This is a genomic window from Corynebacterium lowii, assembly GCF_001412085.1.
GTDB classification, from domain to species: domain Bacteria; phylum Actinomycetota; class Actinomycetes; order Mycobacteriales; family Mycobacteriaceae; genus Corynebacterium; species Corynebacterium lowii.
In genome coordinates this window covers 195,278-218,624 of record NZ_LKEV01000001.1, presented here as the reverse complement: position 1 = coordinate 218,624, position 23,347 = coordinate 195,278, and the positions used below count along the sequence as shown (strand labels likewise).

19 protein-coding genes and 4 tRNA genes are annotated in these 23,347 nt (G+C 64.5%); 11 read left to right on the top strand and 12 right to left on the bottom strand.

Annotation, left to right across the window (positions count from 1 at the left end; translation table 11 throughout):
• Positions 1-314: 314 nt before the first annotated feature.
• From Clow_RS01020 to Clow_RS01005, 4 genes are all read right to left on the bottom strand, one after another.
• Positions 315-387 (bottom strand) — tRNA-Arg (locus Clow_RS01020).
• A 64-nt stretch (positions 388-451) separates the two neighbouring features.
• Entirely contained in the window at positions 452-1,789 is a 1,338-nt protein-coding gene (mgtE, locus tag Clow_RS01015; RefSeq protein ID WP_055175071.1) for a magnesium transporter, read from the bottom strand.
• Between the two features lie 79 nt (positions 1,790-1,868).
• Positions 1,869-1,944: transfer RNA gene (locus tag Clow_RS01010), tRNA-Arg, on the bottom strand.
• A gap of 1 nt (position 1,945) precedes the next feature.
• Positions 1,946-2,037, bottom strand: a tRNA-Ser gene (locus tag Clow_RS01005).
• A gap of 69 nt (positions 2,038-2,106) precedes the next feature.
• Between Clow_RS01005 and Clow_RS01000 the strand changes: the two genes are divergently transcribed.
• The gene (locus Clow_RS01000) at positions 2,107-3,144 is read left to right on the top strand and encodes a pyridoxal phosphate-dependent aminotransferase (RefSeq protein ID WP_055175068.1); all 1,038 of its coding nucleotides are present in this window, start codon (positions 2,107-2,109) and stop codon (positions 3,142-3,144) included.
• 159 nt (positions 3,145-3,303) lie between these two features.
• Here the strand turns inward: Clow_RS01000 and Clow_RS00995 are convergent.
• Together Clow_RS00995 and Clow_RS00990 are read right to left on the bottom strand one after the other, a co-directional pair.
• Positions 3,304-3,388, bottom strand: a tRNA-Ser gene (locus Clow_RS00995).
• Between the two features lie 61 nt (positions 3,389-3,449).
• Positions 3,450-4,649: an aminotransferase class V-fold PLP-dependent enzyme gene (locus Clow_RS00990; protein WP_055175066.1), complete on the bottom strand. Its 1,200-nt coding sequence runs from the start codon at positions 4,647-4,649 to the stop codon at positions 3,450-3,452.
• A gap of 122 nt (positions 4,650-4,771) precedes the next feature.
• Between Clow_RS00990 and wzm the strand changes: the two genes are divergently transcribed.
• From wzm to glfT1, 4 genes are all read left to right on the top strand, one after another.
• The gene (gene wzm, locus Clow_RS00985) at positions 4,772-5,650 is read left to right on the top strand and encodes a galactan export ABC transporter permease subunit Wzm/RfbD (RefSeq protein WP_055175064.1); all 879 of its coding nucleotides are present in this window, start codon (positions 4,772-4,774) and stop codon (positions 5,648-5,650) included.
• A gap of 25 nt (positions 5,651-5,675) precedes the next feature.
• Positions 5,676-6,461: a galactan export ABC transporter ATP-binding subunit Wzt/RfbE gene (gene wzt / locus Clow_RS00980; RefSeq protein ID WP_055175062.1), complete on the top strand. Its 786-nt coding sequence runs from the start codon at positions 5,676-5,678 to the stop codon at positions 6,459-6,461.
• Positions 6,462-6,820: 359 nt separating this feature from the next.
• Entirely contained in the window at positions 6,821-7,804 is a 984-nt protein-coding gene (locus Clow_RS00975) for a type IV toxin-antitoxin system AbiEi family antitoxin domain-containing protein (RefSeq protein ID WP_082418440.1), read from the top strand.
• Entirely contained in the window at positions 7,779-8,687 is a 909-nt protein-coding gene (gene glfT1, locus Clow_RS00970) for a galactofuranosyltransferase GlfT1 (RefSeq protein ID WP_055175056.1), read from the top strand. The genes Clow_RS00975 and glfT1 overlap by 26 nt, the downstream gene beginning before the upstream one ends.
• 116 nt (positions 8,688-8,803) lie before the next feature.
• Here glfT1 and Clow_RS00965 read toward each other — a convergent pair whose 3' ends face one another.
• Genes Clow_RS00965 through Clow_RS00950 form a run of 4 tightly spaced genes read right to left on the bottom strand, consistent with a single transcriptional unit; the run spans position 8,804 to position 10,924 of the window.
• Positions 8,804-9,211: a GtrA family protein gene (locus Clow_RS00965; RefSeq protein ID WP_055175053.1), complete on the bottom strand. Its 408-nt coding sequence runs from the start codon at positions 9,209-9,211 to the stop codon at positions 8,804-8,806.
• A 6-nt stretch (positions 9,212-9,217) separates the two neighbouring features.
• A complete protein-coding gene (locus Clow_RS00960; protein ID WP_055175051.1) occupies positions 9,218-10,063 on the bottom strand; it encodes a hypothetical protein in 846 nt (281 codons plus the stop codon).
• Entirely contained in the window at positions 10,053-10,502 is a 450-nt protein-coding gene (locus Clow_RS00955) for a hypothetical protein (RefSeq protein WP_055175049.1), read from the bottom strand. The genes Clow_RS00960 and Clow_RS00955 overlap by 11 nt, the downstream gene beginning before the upstream one ends.
• Complete coding sequence (locus Clow_RS00950; RefSeq protein ID WP_156334513.1) at positions 10,499-10,924, bottom strand: hypothetical protein; 426 nt, start codon at positions 10,922-10,924, stop codon at positions 10,499-10,501. Before Clow_RS00950 ends, Clow_RS00955 begins: the two co-directional genes overlap by 4 nt.
• Before the next feature lie 29 nt (positions 10,925-10,953).
• Between Clow_RS00950 and Clow_RS00945 the strand changes: the two genes are divergently transcribed.
• The 5 genes from Clow_RS00945 (at position 10,954) to Clow_RS00925 (ending at position 19,236) form a co-directional block, all read left to right on the top strand.
• Entirely contained in the window at positions 10,954-11,172 is a 219-nt protein-coding gene (locus Clow_RS00945) for a hypothetical protein (RefSeq protein WP_055175045.1), read from the top strand.
• 102 nt (positions 11,173-11,274) lie between these two features.
• Positions 11,275-12,690 (top strand): decaprenylphosphoryl-beta-D-ribose oxidase, encoded by a 1,416-nt coding sequence (gene dprE1, locus Clow_RS00940; protein ID WP_055175043.1) that lies wholly within the window; start codon positions 11,275-11,277, stop codon positions 12,688-12,690.
• Positions 12,691-12,702: 12 nt separating this feature from the next.
• Complete coding sequence (gene dprE2 / locus Clow_RS00935; RefSeq protein ID WP_055175040.1) at positions 12,703-13,464, top strand: decaprenylphospho-beta-D-erythro-pentofuranosid-2-ulose 2-reductase; 762 nt, start codon at positions 12,703-12,705, stop codon at positions 13,462-13,464.
• A gap of 390 nt (positions 13,465-13,854) precedes the next feature.
• Positions 13,855-15,816, top strand: a complete 1,962-nt coding sequence (locus Clow_RS00930; protein ID WP_055175037.1) for a galactan 5-O-arabinofuranosyltransferase — start codon at positions 13,855-13,857, stop codon at positions 15,814-15,816.
• 6 nt (positions 15,817-15,822) lie between these two features.
• Positions 15,823-19,236 (top strand): arabinosyltransferase domain-containing protein, encoded by a 3,414-nt coding sequence (locus tag Clow_RS00925; RefSeq protein ID WP_082418438.1) that lies wholly within the window; start codon positions 15,823-15,825, stop codon positions 19,234-19,236.
• Positions 19,237-19,621: 385 nt separating this feature from the next.
• On the opposite strand, the gene Clow_RS00920 is transcribed toward Clow_RS00925, so the two are convergent.
• Positions 19,622-20,554 carry a MaoC family dehydratase gene (locus tag Clow_RS00920; protein WP_055175034.1) on the bottom strand — a complete coding sequence of 311 codons (933 nt, stop codon included), beginning with the start codon at positions 20,552-20,554 and terminating at the stop codon, positions 19,622-19,624.
• Between the two features lie 2 nt (positions 20,555-20,556).
• The gene (locus Clow_RS00915; protein ID WP_169786556.1) at positions 20,557-21,939 is read right to left on the bottom strand and encodes a 3-oxoacyl-ACP reductase; all 1,383 of its coding nucleotides are present in this window, start codon (positions 21,937-21,939) and stop codon (positions 20,557-20,559) included.
• 112 nt (positions 21,940-22,051) lie between these two features.
• On the opposite strand from Clow_RS00915, the gene Clow_RS00910 reads away from it, so the two are divergent.
• Entirely contained in the window at positions 22,052-23,347 is a 1,296-nt protein-coding gene (locus Clow_RS00910; protein WP_055175028.1) for an acetyl-CoA C-acetyltransferase, read from the top strand.

Below are 23,347 nucleotides of genomic sequence, written 5' to 3'. Positions count from 1 at the left end.
TTCGCTTTAGGGGTGCCAGTTCCGGGTGGTTGCTTATCGACGCCCCGCCAGCGTCACCCTTTAGCGCCGCGGGGTGTTGTTGATGGCGGCGCACCACCCCAAGGGGGTGCCAGTAGAAGAGGAAGGGGCGTCGATAAGCGGGAAGTGGCACCCCAAAGCGCCGCCACCGTGCTGCACCAACCCCAAGGGGTGACACCTCCACACCACCAGGCCACACCAACCCAGCAGTGGCACCCCTAAGTGCTGTCGCGCCGCCACCCACCCCCGCGCAAAAACCGCCAGCCCCCCGAGGGGAACCGGCGGCTAATAAAAAGTGCGCCCGGAGGGATTCGAACCCCCAACCTTCTGATCCGTAGTCAGATGCTCTATCCGTTGAGCCACGGGCGCGCAAGCATTATCTGCTCTGCTCAGGAACAGTACTCCACCCCCACACCCCCAACAAATCACCTGGTCACAGGCCAAGAATGGCCTTGGCGATGCAGAAGTAAACGATGAGGCCGGTGGCGTCGCAGAAGGTGGAGATGAAGGGGTTGGAAAACACGGCGGGGTCGGCGCCCACGGCCTTGGCGATGATCGGCATGGCCCCGCCCACGGTGGCGGACATGGTGCACACCGCCAGCATGGTCAGGCCAATGACCATGCCGATATTGAGTCCATACGCCACGGTGGCCAGCGCAAAACCGAGAGAGCCCAGCAGCGCCCCCAATATGAGCCCCACGCGCAGTTCCCGCCACATCACCTGGGCGACGTCGCGCTTGCGCACGTCACCGAGCGCCAGGGAACGGGTAACCGTGGTGGCGGCCTGGTTGCCGGTATTGCCGCCGGTGCCGGTGAGCAGCGGAATGAAGAGGGAGAGCACCACTGCCTGCGAGAGCGTGGCCTCGAAGGTGTCAAGAACCTTCACGGTGAGCAACGCGGATACCGCAAGCACCAGGAGCCACACCACTCGGGAACGCACCAGCTTGAGCAGCGGGGTGGAAAGATAGGGCTGTTGGAGGGGTTCGGCGCCACCAGCGCGGGCGGAGTCCTCGGATTCGGCCTCCTCCGCGATGTCGGCGGCGTCGTCGAAGGTGAGGATACCCACCAGGCGGGTGGAATCGTCCACAATGGGAATGGCCAGGTAGTCCAGGGGGAGGAACCAGCGGGCGGTCTCCTCGGCGTCGTCGTGCGCATTGGCGTACACCGGCTCCACCATGATCTGCTCGATGCGCGTATCCGGGGCGGCGGTGAATACCTCGCGCAAGGTGCACACGCCCACGAGGGTGCGATCGTGGTTGGTAATGGGGATGAGGTAGATCGTCTCTACCTCATCAGCCTGGCGGCGCAGCTCGTCCAGGGCCTGCTCGGCGGTCATGTCCGCGTAGATGGTGGGCACCTCCGGGGACATACGACGCCCCACCGAGCGCTTCGGGTAGCCGAGCACCACGCCAGTGATGTCGCGCTCGGTCTTATCGAGATTGCGCAGAAGTTGCTCCGCGATCTCGGCGGGCAACTCGTCGAGGAGAGACACGCGATCGTCGGGGTCCATGTCCTCGAAGAACTCGTAGGTCTCCTTGCTCTGGAGAGCGCCGATGAGATCGGCCTGCTGCGCGGGGTCGAGGGCGTCAAAGACGTCGATAGCCCGGCTGCGGGAGAGCAACCGCAAAATGAGGGCGGCGCGGGCGGCGGAGCTGCGCTCCACCAGCTCGATGACCTCCTGGATGGGAGCCTCGGCTAATTCGTGGGCGAGCTGCGGGGCGCGAGCGGGATCGAGCTTTGAGCGGGTGAGGATCGTCTTTTCTGTGGCCATAGGAACTCCAGAATCGCCGTAGAAAGTTCAAAAAAGCCCTGTTTCCACCTAGTACCTAGCAGAAACAGGGCCTTCAACCTGGTGCGCCCGGAGGGATTCGAACCCCCAACCTTCTGATCCGTAGTCAGATGCTCTATCCGTTGAGCCACGGGCGCGTGGCGGAGACGAGAGGATTTGAACCTCCGGTCCCCCGTTAAGAGGACAACTCATTAGCAGTGAGCCCCATTCGGCCGCTCTGGCACGTCTCCAAAACCGTCTGAAATGCTACCCGGTGGAGCATTGTCATGACAAACCAGCACCAAGATAGACTAACCGCTATGATTCGCCCCGACCTCGATTCCATCCCTGTGTACATTCCCGGCGAGAACCTTGAGCAGGCCATCAAGATCTCCTCGAACGAACTCTCCACCCCGCCGCTGCCCTCCGTGGCCGAGGCCATGAGCCAGGCCGCCGCCGGGGCGAACCGCTACCCGGACATGGGCGTCAATTCCCTGCGCCGCGCCCTGGCCGCGCACCTCGACCTCCCCGTGGAGCAGGTGGCCGTGGGCTGCGGTTCCTCTGCCCTGTGCCAGCAGCTTGTGCAGATCACCAGCGGTCCCGAGGACGAGGTGATTTTCCCCTGGCGCAGCTTCGAGGCCTACCCCATCTTCGCGCTGGTGGTGGGCGCCAAGCCCGTGATGGTTCCCCTCGACGACCACGGCCGCCACGACCTCGACGCCATGATCGAGGCGATCACCGAGCGCACCACCCTCATCTTCCTCTGCAACCCCAATAACCCCACCGGCTCCACCATCACCCAGGCGGAGTTCGATTCCTTCATGGAGCGCGTACCCTCCCACGTCACCGTGGCCCTCGACGAAGCCTACTACGAGTTCAACCGCGCCGCCGACACCCCCGAGGGCACCGTGGAGGTGGGCCGCTGGCCCAACCTCGTGGCCCTGCGCACCTTCTCCAAGGCCTACGGGCTCGCCGGGGCTCGCGTGGGCTACGCCTTCGGCCCCGCCAACTACATCGAGGCGCTGAACAAGGTGTGTATCCCCTTCTCCATCTCCTCCGTGGCCCAGGCCGGCGCGCTAGCCTCCCTGGAAGCGCACGAGGAACTCCTAGAGCGCACCGAAGAAATCGTGGAGCAGCGCGATCGCCTGGCTCAGGAACTGGGCACGCTCCCCTCCGAGGGCAACTTCGTCTGGCTCCCCACGCCCGCCGACGATCCCGAGTACCCCACCCGCATCTCCGACGCCCTGGCCAGCCGCAATATCCTCGTGCGCGCCTTTCCCGACGGCGTGCGCATCAGCGTGACCACGCACAACGAGGTGGATCAGGTGCTCGCCGCCTGGCGCGAACTCGGGTTGTAGAACGCTGCGGAGGCCGCAACAGCGCTAAGGGGTGGCACTAGCCAGGCCGGCGGGGCCGCGGGGGTCGGGGCGTCGATAAGCCCCGGCGTTTGGGGTGCCACCGGGCGAGGTAGGCGCACCTCAACCCCCGAGATGGCACCCCAAAAAAGCGAAAAAGAGCGGAGACGAGGGGATTTGAACCCCTGGGGTTGTGACACCCGCCGGTTTTCAAGACCGGTGCATTCGGCCGCTCTGCCACGTCTCCTTGCCGCAATCGCGGCACCAAAGCACTCTACCCCACCGCCAAGGGGCACAGCGGCATCCCCCTAGCCCAAGGAAGCCACCACGCGGGTGAGGTGGTCAATGTCGTAGCCCTGGTTGAAGGGGGCCAACGATACGGTGATCGCGCCGCCGATCTCGGAGAGCCCCATCGTGTCCAGCAGCGGGGTGTGAGGGGTGAGAGTGGGATAGAGGTCGTTATCCACGAGGCGCTGGTACACCGTCCGGGCCGGAACATCGCACACGGCAAAGGAAATGCGCGGCACTCGGTCCACTCGGGCCTCGGCCGCGGCCTCGCCGGAAACACCAATGATGTGCACGCTGGGCAGGGAACCGAGGAAGAAAACGAGGTCGCGGCCCAGGTCACTGAGGTAATAGTCCAGGTGGTCCATGCTGTAGCGCAGGCGCTCGCGGCGATTGCCCGTGGCGCCCTCAACCAGGGAGGCGCAGTGGTCCACCAGGGCCGGAACGCCGCCCGCCAGGCCCGCGGAAATGGGGTCCTCCAAGGTTTCGGGGTGATCGAGGCGCTGCAACATGCGCTCATCGCGGAATATCAGGGCGCCCAGTTGCGGGCCGCCCAGGGCCGCGAGGTCGAGGGCGATGATGTCCGCATCCCACTCATTGACGTCAATGAGCCGGTAGGGGGCATAGGCCGAGGCATCTACCAAAACCCACAGCCGGGAGAGCTGGTGAGCCGTCTCCACGATCTCCTTGACCGGCGTGACCACACCCAGCAGGTCGTGCGCGGCGGGCACGGTGGCCAGCCTGGTGCTGCGATCCACGAGGTTGTTGTACTGGTACGCGGGCAGTTCACCCGTGGCGAGGTCGGGCTGTGCCCAGCGGACATCGGGGACGGCGTCGATAAGCACCTGGGAAAGCTCCGGGCGGTCCAGGCGCGAGGCCACCACCGAGGAACCATGGCGCAACATGGGCTTCATGCAACGCAGCAGGTTGCGGTAGAGGGTTTGCACGCTGCTGCCCAGCACCACCCGCTCGGGGGTAGCGCCCACGAGGTCGGCCACCGCCACCCGCGCGGCCTGAATGTGCAGGTCACCCTCAAGGCGGGCGGCGTGACCGTGTTTGGCTGAGGTATCGCCGGGGATCGGCGTGGGAGCGGTGCGGAAAGCCCGCGCCACACCGGCCATCACCCGCTCGGGGATCTGCGGTTGTTCGTGTGCATTGAGGTAGGTCCAACCGTCACCGAGCGCGCTGTACAGCCCCCGGACCCCCGCCACGTCGTAGCCCATATCCTCCTCTTTCTCACTACATCACCCCAGAGTGTATTGCTAACCCGTGGCGAACTGCTACATCTGCACGTCAGCGCCCTGATCGCCGCCGCACCACCCGCCCTCGATTAGGCTGGAGGACCATGCAATCCCTCAGAGCAGACATCGCCCGGATGACGGAGGCTACTGGCGACGCCGCCCCCGCCTCCCAGTCCCGGACCTTCCGGGCCGCCTGGGCTGACCTGGTGCGCGGATTCGGCCAGCGGGAACTGTGGCTGCAACTAGGCTGGCAGGACATCAAGCAACGCTATCGACGCTCCGTGCTCGGCCCCCTGTGGATCACGATAGCCACCGGCGTGATGGCCCTGGCCCTGGGCTTTTTGTATTCGGTGCTCTTTAAGATTCCGCTGGCGGAGTTTTTGCCGCACGTGACTGTGGGCCTGATTATCTGGGGATTCATCTCCGGCTGCATTAAAGAGGGCGCGGATATTTTCATTGACAACGAAGGCTTGATTAAACAACTCCCCTCCGCGCTTTCCGTCCACGTGTATCGCCTGGTGTGGAAACAGACCCTTTTCCTGGCTCATAACCTGGTGATCTGGGTAATCCTCATGCTGATTTTTCCCCGGAGTCTCGGCTGGGAAGTACTGCTGATGATCCCGGCCTTTGCGCTCCTTATTCTCAATGGCGTGTGGGTGGCAATGTTCTTCGGCATCATCGCCACCAGATACCGCGATGTATCCCCGCTTCTCGACGCCGGCACCCAACTGCTCTTCTACGTCACCCCTATCGTGTGGATGACCTCCACCCTGCGCGAAAACATCGACGGCGCCGATCACCGCGCCCAACTCGCCCAGCTCAATCCCCTGTACCACTACCTCGAAATCGTGCGCGCACCCATGATCGGGGCCCCGCTGCCCGCCTATCACTGGTGGATCGTGCTGGGTCTTACCGCCGGAGGGCTCTGCCTGGCTCTGCTGGCCATGCGCCAATGGCGCTTCCGCGTGAGTTACTGGGTCTAGGGCACCGGGTATAGAAAGGTTCATTATGGTCTCTATTGATACCCACAACGCCTGCGTGGACTTCCCCATCTTTGATGCCAAATCACGCTCCATGAAAAAGGCATTCCTGGGGGCCGCGGGCGGAGCCATCGGCCGCAATACCGAAAACACCGTAGTGGTTGAGGCCCTGCGCGACATCAACCTACACCTGCGCGAGGGCGATCGCGTGGGCCTCGTGGGCCACAATGGCGCCGGAAAGTCCACCCTTTTGCGCCTGCTCTCCGGCATTTATGAACCCACCCGAGGCTCCGCCGTGGTGCGCGGGCGCGTGGCCCCGGTTTTTGACCTCGGCGTGGGCATGGATCCCGAAATCTCCGGCTACGAAAACATCATCATCCGCGGTCTTTTCCTGGGACAAACCCGCCGCTCCATGCGCAAAAAAATGGATGATATTGCCGAGTTCTCCGAACTAGGCGAATACCTCAATATGCCGCTGCGCACCTATTCCACCGGCATGCGCGTGCGCCTGGCCCTGGGCGTGGTCACCTCCATCGAACCAGAGATCCTCCTCCTCGACGAAGGCATCGGAGCCGTAGACGCCGCCTTCATGGCCAAAGCCCGCGTGCGACTCCAAGAGATGGTCAAACGTTCCGGCATCCTGGTTTTTGCCTCCCACTCCAACGACTTTTTGGCCCAACTGTGCAACACCGCCCTCTGGGTGGATCACGGCACCATCCGCCAGGCCGGGCTGGTAGACGAGGTGGTGGAGGCCTACGAAGGGCCCGATGCCGCCAAGCGCATGCGCGAGATGATTAAGGAGTTTCAGGGGTAGGGGGTTGTTGAGGGTGGCTTGGGGTGTTGGGGGCGGCTTGGGGTGGTGACCGGCGCTTTGGGGTGCCATTGCGGGGGTTAGGGGGCGCTTTATCTCAGTGATGGCACCCCAAAGGGTTGCGGCCACCGCATCGGCGTTGGTGTTCCTCACCGCACCCCCTCCCAAGGGGTGCCACTAACCACCCCGCCCGCTTATCGACGCCCCCACTGGCACCCCTAAGCACCGACACCCCGCCACCAAGTTATCCACAGCCACCCTCCCGCTCAAAGAGTTATCCACAACCCTTCATCTTTTCGAACACGCTTGCCCCACCCCTCGTCTAGAGTCGTCCAAAACGAGAAAAATCACCACGAGGGGGAATGATGGTTCGAATGGGAATCGGTGGCATCTTGGTCACCTCCACCGCTGAATTAAAACGCACAGGAGAAACCCGCTACTCCATAGCGCGCAGGCTCAAAGAGGGCACCTTGCACCGCATCATGCGCGGCCTCTACTCCGATCAACACCTCACACCCATGCAGCTCTGCGAAACTTTTTCCCTGCTCAAACCACACCTCGCCTTCACAGGAGTCACGGCCATACAACTTTTTCTAGGCCAACCGGTTACCCTGCCGCTTCACGCCGTAGTGCCCCGCGGCAAATCGGATAAGGGCGGCAAATCTCTCCGCATTACGCGGCGTCGATGTATCCCCACTACACGGATTCATGGCATCACAGTTCTATGTGCCGCCGCAGTGGTACGCGATCTTTCTTTATTATCACCCCGAAATCTCGTCAATACCCTCAAACCCATTCGCCGCCGCCTGCGTGATAGCACCCAAGATGTCCTCACCCGCGTATTGGAACAGCATTACGCTCGAAGAACAGGCCCGGCCGCCCTAGAAAAGGACACTGCCAGGCTGGGAACCGCTTGCCGAACAGGACTCACCGCGCTACTAGGCCGCGCCTCCATCGGCGCGGATAGCGAAACGGAGCGCAAGGTTTTTCGCAAGCTCAAAATCAAGGGGTGGAAAATAAAACAAAACGTCAAGGTAGGCAGCCACTTCTGGGATGGCCTAGTGCAAGGGAAGAAAAAGGTCGTGGTGGATATTGATGGCACTGCTTTTCACAATAGTCACGCCGCATTCGTAAAAGACCGCTGGAAAAATAATGACGCAATAAGCCAGGGCTACTACGCACTGCGTTATACCTCGACCTGCGTGGATCATCACGTGGAGGAGGTGGTCAAGGATATTATCGAGATCGCCAGCGGGCAACGTTCCCCGTTTAGCGATTATCCCGTGTGGCGGTGGCATCGGGGCGTGGCAGAATGTAGGCATGATTCCGCCGCTGAACAGGTCTGATTCCGTTGCCGCCGTCATTGTTACCCACAAACGGGTGGAGCAACTTCGCGCCTCCCTAGAACAGGTATGCTCGCAGACCCGGCCCGTGGAATGGGTCATCGTGGTTGATAACGCAGCCGAGGATTCCGTCAAGGAACTCCTCCTAGAAGTCGCCGGTGAACGCGGCGTCTACCTTCCCAGCCGCACAAACTTAGGTGGGGCCGGCGGATTCGCCTACGGCTTCCTCACTGCCTTGGCCCTGGGTGCCCAGGCCGTGTGGTGCGCCGACGACGATGGCCGCCCCCGCGACCAGCACGTCCTGGCCACGCTTATCGACGCCGCCGAACGTCACCGCCTCCACGAGGTCTCCCCCGTGGTCTGCAATATAGATAGCCCCGACCACCTGGCTTTCCCGCTGCGTCAAGGATTGACGTGGAAGCGAACCCTCGCTGAATTAGAAGGGGATTTCATTCCAGGAATCGCCAGCCTCTTTAATGGTGCGCTCATTTCCTCCCGCGCTATGGAAATCATCGGGGTACCGGACTATCGCCTCTTTATTCGTGGCGATGAGGTGGAGTACCACCGCAGGTTGATGCGCTCGGGTCTGAGTTTCGGCACCGCTTTGACCACCGCGTATCTCCACCCCGATGGCTCGGAGGAGTTCAAACCCATTCTCGGTGGCAAGATGCACACCCAATACCCCAGCAGCGAGTCCAAGCGCTTTTTCACCTATCGCAATCGTGGCTACCTCATGAGCCAACCGGGTATGCGCAAACTCCTCCCCCAGGAATATGCGCGTTTTGCCTGGTTCTTCCTAGTACAACAACGTGATCCCGCGGGCTTCAAGGAATGGCTGACGTTGCACCGATTGGGGCGTCGAGAGCAATTTCAGCGCCCCTCCTGAGTATTCCTCAGCACTAAGGGGTGCCACTACGCCCCACGACATCCCGATCCACCCCGCAATGGCACCCCTTGGGGGCCAAAGCACAGCCCCCCCCCAAAAAAAAACACCCCCACACATCACCGCGCGCGGAAGATAAACACCCGCTGCATCACGAAGTTAATCACCGTGGCCGTGCCCTGGGAGAGGACGAAGGCCACGAGGAGGGCGAGGGTGTGGTTCCAGCCCCAGTCTTGGAAAAGTCGCTGGCAGAGGGTTTGGCCGCCCACGTTGATGCCGTAGGTCACGGCGTAGAGGGCCATCACGGCGATAAAGCGCCGCCAGGAGGGTTCGGCGCGGAAGGTCCAGCGGCGGTTAATCATGTAGGCCGTAAGGGTGCCAAAGATGAAGCCGATGGTGCGTGAGGCCGGGATTGTCCAGCCCAGCGCCACGTTGCATATCCAGGTCAGGCCCAGGTCCACCACGGCGGAGATACCGCCGCTAATCAGGAATCGGATGCCCTGGCTTTTCAACTGATCGTCGCGCACAAGGGGTTAGCCTACTTGAGCCGGAATCAGAACCGCGACGTTGCCGCGCAGTACCTCCCGGTAGATCTCCAGGCGGTCCACCGGGGGCAATTGTTCCGGCCCGTAACCGCCCACGGAGGCCAACACCGCGAGGGAATCCGCGCATAGGGCGCGCACCTGCGAACCACTCAATGAGCCATGCCCCAGGGCCGCCATCGCGGAGGTCACCACCTCATCGGTGAGGGTCTCCTCGGAGAAGCAGGCCAGCCCCAGCATCACGCACCAAAAGGCGTCCACTTGCACGGGGCTCTGCTCCACAGGAAGATCACCCAAAGCCGCCACCACGGAGCGCTCCAAAGAGGGCACAGCCGCGAGGTCAAGGGCCTGGAGGAGCGGCACGAAGTCAAAGAGCTCGGAGCGCTCAATAATGCTACGCGCTCCCGGGGCCACCTGTTGAAGCACAGCGCGAATGGTTACCTGCCCGGTGAGCGCGGTGTTAATGGCCGGCAGGTCAAAGGTGGTGTGGCGGAAACTCCCCGAGCCTCCCACGCACAGCGCCCACGGGGTGTGGGCATCGCGCGGAAAGGTTCCCACGGCGCTCAGGTCCACCTGCCACAGGCCCCAGTGGTAAGTCAGGTGATCGTCGATCACACTTAAAATGCGGTCGCCGGCGTCCACGTCCTCCCCACCCGCGCTGAAGTGCCAGGAGCGGGCGCTGGCGGGGTCGTCGATAAGCCCGAAGCAGGTGTCCAGCACGCGGTGCAGGTCTTTGAGGTGCAGGGAACCGTCGATGCCGATGTGCCGGTAAACCTCCACGTCGCCGTGCAGGCTGACGGCTTGGAGCAACACGGTAACCGGGTTCTCAGGGGGCATGGTGAATCAGCGGCAGCGGCCGAATCTCCTTCCCAAAAACTTCTTGGAGGTGCTTGCGGGAGCGGCGCTGCGTTTCCAGCGTGTGCCACTGCTGCACCAGCTGTGCCAGCGCGGTGGCCGTCACCCAGGCTCGCTGAGCCATCGGCTCGCCCTGGTAGGTATCTGCCAGAACGTCCAGGTCAGGCACCACGAGGGGGTCCAGGCGCAGGCCCTTGATCGCCTCGGAGGCGGCCTCGCGCACCCGCTCACGCTCGGCGGCGATCGCCTCGGCCAGCTCCTCCACGGCCTTAGGCCCGGGGCTCACCTGCACGGCGTCCACCAGCAGATCGGTGGGGTCCTCTACGATCCACGCCCCGGACATCACCGCCGTGTCCCCCACGGTGGTCTGCACGTGCCACACCACCGTGGCGTCGGATTGCTTATCGACGACCGCGATCATCGCCGCGCCTGCGCTTCGGAGAGACCGAAAACCACCACGGCGGCCGCCACCCCCAGGGCGGTGTGGGGGCGCTTGAGGCCGCGGCGTCGTAAGTGGCGCACGAGCCCGGCGCGCACCTTCTCCCCCATGCGCGCGGTGAGCACGCCGCCCAGCAGCCCACCGCCGAGGATCGCCCAGGTTTGCTTGGGGCTGAGATCCACCTCGCTGAGCAGGGCGCTGGGATGGTTGTTGGGGTCCTCGTCCACACTGTTGAGGTAGGCCACCAGGCTCACGCCGCCGCTGAGCAGCAGGGCCTTGAGGGCGCGGCGTGCCAGGGGTGAGGACACGTAATCCGGCAGGGCCTCCCAGATTCCCGCAAAGGCTGCCTGGGTGAGGCGCCCGGCGCGGGTGTCGTCCAGGCTGTAGTAATCCGTCTGCGTCATGCCCACCACCCTAGCTATCCTTGGGAGCCATGTTCGGAAGAAAAGGTCAACCGGAGCAACACGAGGCTGCTCAGCGCACCAATCTGCCCCTGGATGACTTCATGACTCGCCTCATGGCCCAGGAGCTTCCCCTGCTCGATTCCACCAGCCGGGTGCTGGTGTACGAGGAGCTGCGCGCCTACGACGGCCCGGTGATTACCTCGCAGGCGGAGTTGCCGGGGCGGATTCGGGAACTGATGGATCTCTAGGAGTTCTCTGTGATCCGCACCTCCGCGGGGTAGTGCGGACACGGGGTGCCGCTAAGGTGGGTGCAGTATCTAGTACGCCTTTTCGGAAAGATTCCTTACATCATGGCATTCCAGACCAAGGAACAGTCCCTCTACGGGTGGGGCCGCACCGCGCCGTCGACGGCCCACGTGCTCTCCACCCCGGACGTGGAAACCATCATCGAGGCCGTGGCCCAGGTGGCCGACGAAAACTCCTCGAAGCCCGAGTACGCCCGCCGCGGCGTGATCGCCCGCGGCATGGGCCGCTCCTATGGCGACCCCGCCCAAAACGGCGGCGGCCTGGTCATTGACATGCAGGCGCTCAACCGCATCCACTCCATCGACCCCGACACCGCCCTGGTGGACGTGGACGCCGGTGTGACCCTCGACCAACTGATGAAGGCCGCTCTGCCCTATGGCCTGTGGGTTCCGGTGCTGCCCGGCACTCGCCAGGTGACCATCGGCGGGGCCATCGGCCCGGATATTCACGGCAAGAATCACCACTCCGCCGGTTCCTTTGGCAACCACGTGGTGTCCATGGAACTCCTCGTGGCCGATGGCCGCGTGCTTCACCTCGAACCCGAGGGCAGCGCGGACGATCCCAACGGCGAACTCTTCTGGGCCACCGTGGGCGGCATGGGCCTGACCGGCATTATCCTGCGCGCCGTGATCCGCATGACCAAGACGGAAACCGCCTTCTTCATCGCGGATACCGACCGCACCGACACCCTCGAAGAGACCATCGAGTTCCACTCCGATGGCTCCGAGGTGAACTACACCTACTCCTCCGCGTGGTTCGACGCCATCTCGCCCGCCCCCAAACTGGGCCGCGCCACCATCTCCCGCGGCTCCCTGGCCACCCTGGACCAGCTCAAGGAACTGGCCCCCAAACTGGCCAAGGACCCGCTGAAGTTCCACGCCCCGCAGCTGATGACCGTCCCCGATGTATTCCCCTCCTGGACGCTCAACAAGCTCACCCTCTCCGCCGTGGGCCAGGCTTACTACATCATGGGGGCGCCCGCGCGGAACCAGGTGAAAAACCTCACGCAGTTCTACCAGCCCCTCGATCTCATCGGGGAGTGGAACCGCGGCTACGGCTCGCGCGGCTTCTTGCAGTATCAGTTCGTGGTTCCGGTGGAGGCGGTGGAGCCCTTCAAGGAGATCATCAAGCAGATCCAGGCCTCCGGCCACTACTCGGCGCTCAACGTGTTCAAGCTCTTCGGCCCCGGCAACAAAGCCCCGCTCTCCTACCCCATGCCGGGTTGGAACGTGTGCGTGGACTTCCCCATTCGCCCCGGCCTGGGCGCCCTCCTCGACGACCTCGACCGTCAGGTCATGGAGTTCGGTGGCCGCCTCTACCTGGCCAAGGAATCCCGCACCTCCGCCGAAAACTTCCACCAGATGTACCCCGGCCTGGAGGGGTGGCTGGCCACCCGCAACGCCATCGACCCCACCGGCGTATTCGCCTCCGATATGTCCCGCCGACTCGAACTGCACTAATAAGGAGCACACATGTTAAACGCAGTGGGCCAAGCCCAGAACATCCTTCTCCTCGGCGGCACCTCGGAAATCGGGCTCGCCATCGTCTCCGAGTTCCTCTCCCGCGGCCCCGCCCGCGTCACCCTGGCCGCCCGCGCCAACAGCCCGCGTATCGACGCCGCCGTGGCCCAACTAGAGCAGGCCGGTGCCAGCGTGGTGGAGGTGCTCGACTTCGACGCCACCGCCTTTGATACCCACCCCGAGGTCATTTCCCAGGCCTTCTCCGCCGGTGACGTGGACGTAGCCATCGTGGCCTTTGGCACCCTGGGCGACCAGGAAGAACTCTGGCAGAACCAGGCCGCCGCCGTGGCCTCTGCACAGGTCAATTACACCGGCCCCGTCTCCGTGGGCGTGCTGCTGAGCGAGCAGATGAAAAAGCAGGGCCACGGCACCATCGTGGCGCTTTCCTCCGTGGCCGGGGTGCGAGTACGACGCTCCAACTTCGTCTACGGCGCCGCCAAGGCCGGCCTGGACGGCTTCTACACCCAACTGGGCGAGGCCCTGCGCGGTTCCGGAGTGAACGTGCTGGTGGTACGGCCCGGCCAGGTGCGCACCAAGATGTCCGCCGGCGTGAAGGAGGCCCCCCTGACCGTATCCGCCGAGCACGTAGCCAAGGACACCGTGGAAGCCGTGGTGAATAAGAAGGACATCATCTTTGTCCACCCGGCCTTCCAGCTGGTGACCGCCGCCTTCAACTTCATTCCGCGGCAGATTTTCCGGCACCTGCCTTTCTAGGCTTGTGATTCCTTTGTGGCCCCTGCCCTGGTGGTGGGGGCTGTTTTTTTGTTGTGCGCCTCCTCGGCGCCTCTCCAACCCCAAGGGGTGCCATTGGAGAGGTTGGCCGCCCCACCAACCCCGTGCTGGCACCCCTTGGTGCTGGGGCGCGGGAGGGGAGGGAGGGGCGGCGTCGATAAGCGGGGCGGGCACCACTCGAAGGGGTGCCGTTAGCGCCTGGCGGCGACCCCCGCACCTCCCCAGTGGCACCCCTTGGTGCTAGGGGCCACCCCCACGCGGAGTAACCGGCACACCGCCAACACCAAGGGGTGCCATCTCACCCGAGAAACCCTCCCCACACCCCGCAGTGGCACCCCAAAGCGCGCACCCACCTATGGGAAACTAAGGCCCATGAGTTCTACAGATCGGTTGGGGCGGCGCGGCACCCTCGCGGCGATGGCGCTGGCCCCCGTAGCGGGAGCCGTTTTTACTCTGGTGTTTTGGTTCCTGGCCAAGCAGGTTTCGCTGCCTGCTTTTAGCACCTCGATGGTCACGCGGGCGCTCGCCACGGCGGGCAGTGCGGCGGTGCTTGTGGTGGTGGGCGTGTTGCTGGCCTGGTGGATGCGCGGGGGCGCGATTCCGCACTGGCGCCGCGCGCTCACCTATACCGCGGCGTACCTCTCCCCGGCGGCGCTGGTGTTTAGCACCACGGGCATGCCGCTTTCGGCCACGCGCCTCTACATTGATGGCCTCCAGGTGGATCAGGCTTTTCGCACGCAGTTCCTCAGCCGCATGGCGCAGACCACCTCGCTATCGGACATGAACTACATTGACATGCCCACCTATTACCCACCCACGTGGTTCTGGCTGGGCGGCCGTCTGGCCAATCTGCTGGGCATGCCGGGGTGGGAGGTGTATCAGCCGTGGGCGCTCGTTTCGATTTCTGCGGCCGCCTGCCTGCTGGTGCCGGTGTGGCAGCGCCTGCTCGGTTCCCTGCCCGCCGCCACGGCGATTGCTCTGGTGAGCACCTGTCTGATGCTGCAATTGGGGCCGCAGGAGCCCTATGCGATCATCGTGGCCCTGGGTGTACCCGCGGTGTCGGTGATCGCGCGCCGCGCGCTGGGCGGTTCGTGGTTTGCCACGGCGGGGGTGGCCATATTCCTGGGTGTTTCGGCCACGATATACACGCTGTTTACGGCCCTGGCGGCGGGTTCGGTGGTGGTGATGGCCCTGGTTCTGGCCGCCGCGAGCAAAAACTGGCGGCCCATCGCACACCTGGTGGCGGCGGGCACGGGTTCGGTGCTCATCGCCCTGATTACCTGGGGCCCGTATCTGTGGGCCACCGCCCAGAATCGGGAGCGTTCGGGGGCCACGGCCATGCACTATCTGCCCGGCGAGGGCGCGGAGTTCCCGGTGCCCTTCCTGGCGGCCTCCATCGTGGGAGTGTTGTGCATGGTGGGGCTGGTGTATCTGGTGATTCACTGGCGACGCCCCGCCGAGGGCGCCCTGCTGCTCGTGTTGCTGTGTCAGTATGCGTGGTGCCTGGCCTCGATGGTGTTCACCGTGGGGGGAGTCACGCTGCTGGGGTTCCGCATCGAGATGGTGGTGGCCCTGCAATTGGCCACGGCGGGCGTGATGGGTTTTGCCTGGATTCGCCGCGAGGGGCTGCGCACCCTATACCCGGATCGCTTTTCCGCCCGTGCCCAGCAGGCCGTCACGGTGGCTTTGGTGGTGGTGCTCTCCTTTGCCGGGGTGAAGTACGCGCAGGATATTCCCACCCATAATCAGGAAAACATCGACTACGCCTATTCGGATACCGATGGTTATGGCGAGCGCGCGGATCGCTTTGCCCCCAACGCCACCCAGTATTACGCGCAGATCGACCAGGAGATTCAACGCCACGGCCATAATCCCGCCGATACCGTGGTGCTGGCCGATGAGACGCGCTTTATGAGCTTCCACCCCTATTACGGATTCCAGGCCTTTACCAGCCATTATGCCAATCCCTTGGGTGAGTTTGATCGCCGCAATGCCGCCATCGAGGATTGGGCCACGCGCTCCTGGGATGAACTTGCGGACCCCACCACCTTCGACGCCGCCCTCCACGAACCGGCGTGGCGCGCCCCAGATGTGTTCATTTTCCGCGGGGATTTGGAGGCGGAGCGCGATGCCGCCACGGAGACCAAAACCGGCTTCAAGCTCCACCTGGCGGAAGATATTTATCCCAATCACCCCAACGTGCGCTTCAAGGGTGTGTTCTTCAATCCCGATTCCTTTGCCGATGAGAAGTTGTGGGATCTCACGCAGATCGGCCCCTTCGTGGTGGTCACGCGAGTCTCGGGGGAGGCCGGTCCCGGCCGTGTCGTAGACTAATGGCCTGTGTCTGTTACCTCCGAAGCGTCCCCCGCGCCACCACACGCTCCCACGCAGCAGGCCCCAGGTTGGCTGAAAAATCTGGCCATCGTCACCGGCTTGCTCGGCTTCCTGCTCTTTGTGGCCACTCCCTTCCTTCCGGTCAATCAGGTGCAATCCAGCCTGGATTGGCCGCAAAAGGGCAACGTGAACTCGGTCAATGCGCCCTTGATCTCGTATGCACCGCAGAAGATGGAGGCGCAGATTCCCGTCTCCGCCATCGCGGATCTGCGCGAGGGTGAGTCGTTGCTTCTGGGCACCTTGCCCGCCGATTCTACGGATGCAGCCCACCGCGGGCTCTTCGTGCGTTCTTACGACGGCGCGCTCAACGTCTCCGTGCGCGGCGAGGCCTTCTTTGATCTCAGCGCCGAGGAGGTCCGCGGCCTCCCCGACCAGGCCATGCTCTCCCTGGCTTCCACGGAGGAAGAAACCAAGGCCTGGGTCGAGGGCACCGGCTACTCCTCCACCCCCGACGCCACCTCCAAAGACGACGTGCGCCCGCAGGTCACCGGCCTCTACACCGAGCTAGAGGGCAATGCTGCGGCAAAGCTTATCGACGCCGGGCTCAACGTCCACGTAGAGATCAACTCTCGCTTCACTTCCTCGGCCACCGCCCTCAAACAAGGCGCGATCGTGCTCGGCCTCATCATGTTGGTGGCCTCTCTGTGGTGCCTGCGTCGCCTGGACTCCTTGGACAGCCAGGGCCACCTCTCCAGTCCCTTACCTGCCGGGTGGTGGAAACCCCGCCCGCTCGATGGTTTGGTGGTCTCCAGCCTCGCGCTGTGGCACGTCATAGGTGCCAATACCGCCGACGACGGTTATATCCTCTCGATGGCCCGTCTGGCCGAGGATTCCGGCTACATGGCCAACTATTACCGCTGGTTCGGTGTACCCGAAGCCCCCTTCGGCTGGCCCTATTACGACATTCTGGGCCTCATGACGCAGGTCTCCACCGCCTCGGTGTGGATGCGTCTGCCCGCCCTCCTTTCCGGGCTCATCATCTGGTTCACGCTCTCACGCTATCTACTGCCACGCCTGGGTGATAAGGTCGGTGGCCGCCGCCTGGCCCAGTGGACCGCCGCCCTGATTTTCCTGGCCTTCTGGCTGCCCTATAACAACGGCACACGCCCGGAGCCCATCATCGCTATGGGTTCCATTCTGGCCTGGGCCTCCTTCGAGCGTGCCATCGAAACCCGCCGCATCTTCCCCGGTGCCGTCGGCGTGCTGCTGGCCGCGCTTTCCTTGGCCACCGGGCCTACGGGTCTGATGGCGGTGGCCGCTCTCCTGGCCGCCCTTTCTCCCCTGCTGCGCCTGGTCTACGAGCGCCTGCCGCTGCTCGGTGGGGGCGAGAGGGCGTCGATAAGCGCCAACTTAGTGGCCGCCCTGGCGATGTTGGCTCCGGTGCTGGCCACGGGCACAGCGGTGCTGGTGGGTATGTTTGGGGATCAGACGCTAGCGAGCGTTCTAGAGGCCACCCGGGTGCGCTCGGAGATCGGCCCGGCGCTGCCCTGGCACGAGGAGTTCGCACGCTATCAATCGCTGTTTTCTACCTCCTCGGTGGACGGCTCCTTTACCCGCCGCTTCCCCATGTTCATGTTCTTCGCCTCGCTGGCCATCGTGGCCATCGCACTGCTGCGCAACAAGAAGATCGCGGGCGCGGCCTCCGGGCCCACCACGCGGCTCATCATCATCGTGATCGGCACCTTCTTCTTCCTCATGTTCACGCCTACCAAGTGGACCCACCACTTCGGCGCCAATGCCGGCACCGCCGCCGCGCTCGCCGCCGTGGCCGCCGTGGCGCTGAGCGCAATGGTGGTGCGCTCGGCGCGCGCCCGCGCCATGACCATCGGCGGCTTCCTGCTGCTCTTCGCCCTCGCTCTGGCCGGATGGAACGGCTGGTGGTACGTGTCCAGCTTCCACGTTCCGTGGTGGGATAAGCCCGTGCAGCTGCGCGGCATCGAGGCCTCCTCGGTGGTGCTCTACCTCGCCCTGGCGATCCTGGTGATCGGCGTGGTGCTCTCCTTCATCGGGGACATGCGCCGCACCCGCGCCGAGGCCCTGGGCACCCTCGATACCGTGCTCGCTCAACGACGCCGCGCCAACGCCTCCTCCCGCTGGGCGGGGCTGGCGGCCGCCCCCATCGCGGTACTCAGCGCGGTGGTGCTGGCCTTCTCCCTGCTCAGCTTCGGCAAGGCCTTCGCCAGCCAATACCCAGCCTACACCGTGGGCCTGGGCAACCTGCGCAACTTCGGCGGCAACAGCTGCGGCCTGGCCAGCGACGCCCTGGTGGAGACCAACACCAACGCCTCCTTCCTCACCCCCACCGATGGCATCTCTCTGAGCGAATCTCTGGAGGCCGGGGAAAACCGCGGCTTCGGCCCTAATAACCTACCCGGCAGCGTGGAGGACGACGCCTCCAGCACCTCTGGACCCGGCGCGACCATTGCCGACCAGGTGGACTCCGATAACGTCGACGGCTCCTCCGATTCCGGCCAGGACAACGGCAATTCCGGTGGCTCGCGCGGCTCCTCCCAAGAGGGCGTCAACGGCTCCACCCACGAGCTGCCCTTTGACCTCGATTACACCGTGGTACCCGTTTTGGGTTCCTACCAGGAGGACGAACAACTCCCCGCCAAGGTCACGACCGCCTGGTACGAGCTTCCCGACGCCCCCGACGCCGACGCCCCCCTCGTGGTGGTCTCCGCCTTTGGCAAGATCAACCACCACGACATCAACGGCGTGGAACAAGAAGGCCAAAAGCTGGTGCTCGAATACGGCACTCGCCAAGCCGATGGCTCCGTGAGCGATACCGGCTCCGTGGAGATGTACGATGCTGGACCCACCCCCAACTGGCGCAACCTGCGCTACCCCCTTGCCGACCTCCCCGAGGCCGCCAACGTGGTGCGCATTAAAGCCGAGGACATCAACCTCAATGAGGACGAATGGCTGGGAATCACCCCGCCGCGCGTGCCCACCCTGGACAGCCTGAACAACGTGATCGGCTCCGAACAACCCGGCCTGCTCGACTGGACCGTGCCACTGCAATTCCCCTGCCAGCGCACCTTCAACCACTACGTCGGTGTGACCGAGATTCCGCGCTACCGCATCTCCCCCGATTACCCCGGTAAATCCACCCTCACCCCGGTGCAGAACTACACCGGCGGCGGCCCGATGGGCACCGTGGAGGCCGTCAATGACTCTTACGAGCTGCCCAGTTACCTCCGCGACGACTGGGGCCGCGACTGGGGTTCCATAGAAATCTACGAGCCGCGCACCAACTCCGCCGGCCAATCCCCCGACACCGCCGAGATCACGGTGGAAGAAATCACGCGCTCCGGGCTGTGGAACCCAGGCGAAATGAACATCGACACCAAGAATTAATTGACGAAGGGATTGAATTCTTGGTGGGGTGGCTGGGCTAGGTATGCGGCGCTGACTGCTGCCTCCCCCTCTCCGACGCTAAGGGGTGCCACTGCGGCGGGTGGGTTCACTTTCCACCCCGCAGTGGCACCCCTTGGGGTTGGGGACCGGGGTTGTCACCGGGGCCGGTGCGAACTACTCGCTGAGGCCATCCGGCGGGCGCCCCAAACCCAACCCGTCACGCTCTCACGTTCCCCCATTCGATCACGCCCCACTCCCACGCCTCAAACACGCCGAAGGGGTGCCACTAGAGGCGGCATCTCCCTCGCCGCCCGCCTAGTGGCACCCCTTAGTGTCGCTGCTGCCGCAGCCACTACGTACTGACGCTAAGCACTCACGCTATAACTCAGATCTGCTCCAACCGCGCCACCGCGTGCAGCGTCGTGGGCTTGGAGGCCTTGCGCAGTTGGAGATCCCAACCCGCGCCGGACTCACCAGAGCCAGCCTCACCAACACCACCTTCACCACGGCGCTCGGCATAGAAGCCCACGCGCGTGGGCAGAACCACGGGCTTGGCAAACTCCACGCTGTAGCGTGCAGACTCGGGCACGTATCCCTCCACGCCCGCCAGCATGGCGGCGGCGGACCACATGCCGTGCGCAATCGTGGCGGGGAACCCGAAGGCCTTGGCCCCCAGGGAGGAGACGTGGATGGGGTTTTTATCACCAGAGGCCTGGGCATAGGCCTTGATCTCTGCCGGGGTCACCCGCCAGGAGGCGGTGGGCACACCCTCGGGGAGTGCGGGCTGTTCTTCAAAGAGCGAGCCGCTATCTTCCGGCGCAAAGGAGGTGCCAGACATCTTGGCGCCCTTGGCGAGGAATCCGGAGGTCTGCTTCCACACCAGTTCTCCGGCTATCTCGACCTCCGTCACCATGTCAATGAGCAGGCCCTTGCGGTGCGGCCGCAGATTTTCTGCGTGCACCTTAATATCCAGGGACTCGGTGATCTCGATGGCCCGATACTGCTCGATCACGTTGGTCAGGTGCACCGCCCCCACAGCGTTGAAGGGGAAGTCCGGGGCGCCCATCACCTTGATCGCCAGGGGGAAGGAGAGCACGTAGGGGTAGGTCACCGGCAACGTGCTACCCAGGCGCAGCCCGGTGGCCTGGGCATAGGCCGCCAGGTGGGCGGCGTCGATAGTCACCCCGCGCACGCCATAGGAGGTGCTGGGGTCACCGGTGGCACGCCGCTTGGTACCCACCACGGGGAGGAGATCACGCGCGGCGTTGCCGTATTCGCGCATGAGGTCGGGGATTGCGGGGAGTTCGTGGTGAGTCATGGTTAGGCTCCCAGGAGGTTCTGGCCGCATACGCGAACGGTGTTGCCGGTGACCGCGCCGGAGGCGTTACCGGCAAAGTACGCGATGGTTTCCGCGACGTCGATAGTTTGGCCGCCCTGGGACAGCGAGTTCAGGCGGCGTCCCACCTCGCGGGTGCCGAAGGGGATGGCGGCGGTCATGGCGGTCTCGATGAAGCCGGGGGCCACGGCGTTGACGGTGATGCCGCGGGAGGCCAGCTCCTCGGAGAAAGTGTCCACGAGGCCGATGACGCCTGCCTTGGTGGTGGCGTAGTTGGTCTGGCCGCGGTTACCCGCGATACCGGCCATAGAGGAAACGCCCACCACGCGGCCGCCGTCAGCCAGGCCGCCGTTAGCCAGCAGCCCCTCGGTGATGCGGATGGGAGCCACCAGGTTGATGTTTTGCACCATCGCCCACTGGCCCTCGTTCATGTTTGCAAAGAGCTTGTCCCTGGTCACACCGGCATTGTGGACGATGATGTCGATGGGTCCGCCGTGGCGGTCGGCGGCGTGCTTCTGGAGCTGATCGGCGGCGTCGGCGGCGGTGACGTCGAGAGGCAGTGCGGTGCCCTTGACGCGGTTGGCGGTCTTGGTCAGGCCCTCGCCAGCCTGGGGGATGTCCACGCAGATGACCTTCGCGCCGTCGCGGGCCAGCACCTCAGCGATGGTGGCTCCGATGCCGCGCGCGGCACCGGTGACCACGGCCACCTTACCGTCGAGGGGGCGCTCCCAATCGGCGGTGCCGGTGGCCTCGGCGGTCACGCGGATCACCTGGGCGTCCACGAAGGCGGACTTGCCGGAAAGCAGGAAGCGCAGGGTGGATTCGGCGGCCTTGAGCTCCGCCTCCGGGGCCACGTACACCAGCTGCGCGGTGGCTCCGCGGCGCAGCTCCTTAGCCAGGGAGCGGGTGAATCCCTCCAGGGCGCGCTGGCAGATGTGCTCGTCGCGGTCGGTCACCAGTTCCGGGGTGCTGCCCAGCACCACCACGCGGGCGCAGGGGGCCAGCTTGCGCATCTGGGGGTGGAGGAAGTCGTAGATCTCGTGAAGGTCCTCGGCGCGGGTGATGCCGGTGGCGTCAAAAACGATGGCGCCGCGCTTGGTGTCGGCCTCGGGGTTGAGGTACTGGTAGTCGCCGCCGAGGAGGTCCTTCAACCCGGAGGTGAAGCGGCTGCCGGAGGCGCCGCCGATGACCACGGGGGCGTCGAGAAGCGGCTCGCCGGGCTTGTAGCGGCGCAGCGGCTCACCCTGCGGCACCCCCGCTTTTCCGGCAAGCGGGGAGTTAATCAGTTGCTCTAGCAGGCCTTTTTTAGAGGAGGACAAGGGTTCTTCTCCTAACGTCGTGGGGATGGCGCTTTTCTTACGCCACATCTTTGTCTACCGTAGCAGGCGGATCAGTGATTCACATTATAGATTTTTGAACGCTATGCCTTGAATCACGTTAGACTGTCATGCAGAGATCACCGATTAGGACGGAGCACAGATGACTACCCCCCGCAAGGTCGCAATCCTCGGCGGAAACCGTATCCCCTTTGCACGCTCCAACAAGGAGTACGCAAACGCCTCTAACCAGGACATGCTCACCGCCGCCATCGACGGTGCCGTGGCCCGCTACGGGCTCCAGGACGAAACCCTGGGCCTCGTGGCCGCCGGCGCGGTGCTCAAGCATTCCCGCGACTTCAACCTCACCCGCGAGTGCGTGCTCGGCTCCGCGCTGGGCTCGCGCACCCCGGCCTTTGACCTCCAGCACGCCTGCGGCACGGGCCTGACCAGCGCCATCCAGGTGGCCGACGCCATCGCCCTGGAACGCATCGAGTCCGGCCTGGCCGGTGGCGTGGACACCACGTCCGACGCCCCCCTGGCCGTGGGCGATGACCTGCGCCGCACGCTCATCAAGCTCTCCACGGCGCGCACCGCCGCCGATCGCCTCAAGCTCATCGGTTCCATTCGCCCCGCTCAGCTGGCTCCCGAGCAGCCCCGCAACGGCGAACCACGCACCGGCCTTTCCATGGGCGAGCACGCGGCGATTACCGCCCGCGAATTCGGCATCAGCCGCGCCGACCAGGACGAGCTGGCCGTGAAGTCCCACCAGAACCTGGCCGCCGCCTACGAGGCCGGCTTCTTCTCCGACCTCATCACCCCCTTCCTGGGCGTGCAGCGCGATACCAACCTGCGCCCCGATTCCTCCCTGGAAAAGCTCGCCAAGCTCAAGCCCGTTTTTGGCAAGAAGGATGCCGAGCAGCACGGAGCCCAGGCCACCATGACCGCGGGCAACTCCACCCCGCTGACCGACGGCGCCTCCGTAGCCCTGCTCTCCTCCGAGGAATGGGCCGCCCAGCACAACATCCCCGTGCGCGCCTACCTGGTGGATTCCGAGACCGCCTCCGTGGACTTCGTGCACGGTGGCGACGGCCTGCTCATGGCCCCCACCTATGCGGTTCCGCGCCTGCTGGCCCGCAACGGTCTGAGCCTCCAGGACTTTGATTTCTACGAGATTCACGAGGCCTTCGCCTCCCAGGTTCTCGCCACGCTGGCCGCCTGGGAATCCGAGTCCTACTGCCGCGACCGCCTCGGCCTCGACGCCCCGCTGGGCGCCATCGACCGCAGCAAGCTCAACGTCAAGGGCTCCTCCCTTGCCGCTGGTCACCCCTTCGCCGCCACCGGCGGGCGCATCATCGCCACCGCAGCCAAGACCCTGGAAGAAAACGGCGGCGGACGCACCCTCGTGAGCATCTGCGCCGCAGGTGGTCAGGGCGTCGTCGCCATCATCGAGCGTTAA